At 48.0% G+C, this 1370-nt stretch carries 1 protein-coding gene; it reads right to left on the bottom strand.

The window, feature by feature from the left end; translation table 11 throughout:
- The coding region (locus A3756_RS17080) for a DUF5011 domain-containing protein (protein ID WP_156490553.1) at positions 1–1370 on the bottom strand (1370 nt) is incomplete at both ends.

The following is a 1370-nucleotide window of genomic DNA, read 5'->3' as shown; positions in this document are numbered from 1 at the left end:
AATGTGATTGTTGGTCCTGAGCTGTCTGATACGTTTACAGTTCGGGAAACAGTGGCTGCAGCATTGCCAGCGGCGTCACTCACGTCATAGTTAAGTGTGTAGCTTCCAGGGGTACTGGTGTCAACGAAACCACTAGGGATTATATTGGATGAAATGTCGCCATCTATATTATCCGAAGCGCTTGCCCCCGCATCTGTATAAATACTGTCAATATCAACACTTACAAAACTATCTCCGATAAGTGTAATGACGGGGTCAGTAAAGTCATTCACGTTAACCGTACGTGTTTGTTGAGGTGCAGGATTTCCATTGGAGTCACTGACATCATAGGTAATGATATAAGTGCCAGCAACGCTAGAGTCGACCATTGTGCCGCCAACTATAATGCCTGCAGATAGGTCTCCGTCAAGTGCGTCATTCGCAGTCGCACCAGCATCGGTATAAGGGGTATTTAGCTCATGGTTAAGTGGGCTGCTACCTAACACGGTGATGCTAGGAGCGCCGGTATCCTGAACATTGACCGTTCGATTAACGGTGTTGGCAGGGTTACCCGATGAGTCGTTCACGTTGTAGCTCAGTACATAGCTACCAACAACTGCAGCATTGACCGTACCACTGACACCGATATTTGAAGATACATCTCCGTCGACATTATCTAGCGCTGTCGCACCCGGGTCGGTGAAGATTGTATTCACCTCATGATCGATCGGGTTGTTTCCGATCAGTGTAATAACAGGGCCGCTCGCATCAGCAACATTAACTGTTCGTGTGACGGGGATTGCATCGTTGCCAGCCGCATCACTTACGTTATACACAAGTGTATAGCTGCCAATTGTACCGGTATCAACAGCGCCACTCTGAATAATGCTTGCTGAAATATCGCCATCAATATTGTCCGACGCACTCGCACCCGCATCATTGTAGACACTACCTAGAGCGATATTAATGCTGCTGTCACCATTAAGTGTAATGACAGGGGCGGTAAAGTCGTTCACATTTACCGTGCGCGTTTGCTGTACGGCAGGGTTACCGTTGGAGTCACTGACATCATAGGTAATGACATAAGTACCAGCAACGCTAGAGTCGACCATTGTGCCGCCAACTATAATGCCTGCAGATAGGTCTCCGTCAAGTGCGTCATTCGCAGTCGCACCAGCATCGGTATAAGGGGTATTTAGCTCATGGTTAAGTGGGCTGCTACCTAGTAGAGTGATGCTAGGTGCGCCAGTATCTTGAACGTTAATTGTTCGGGTAACGGTAGTAGCAGAGTTGCCTGAGGAATCGTTCACGTTGTAGCTCAGTACATAACTGCCGATTACGGTTGCATTGACTGTACCGCTGACACCGATGTTTGAAGATACATCTCCATC

This window comes from Oleiphilus sp. HI0086 (assembly GCF_001635225.1).
The sequence above is the reverse complement of the archived record's forward strand: the minus strand, read 5'-3'. Positions and strand labels throughout refer to the sequence as shown.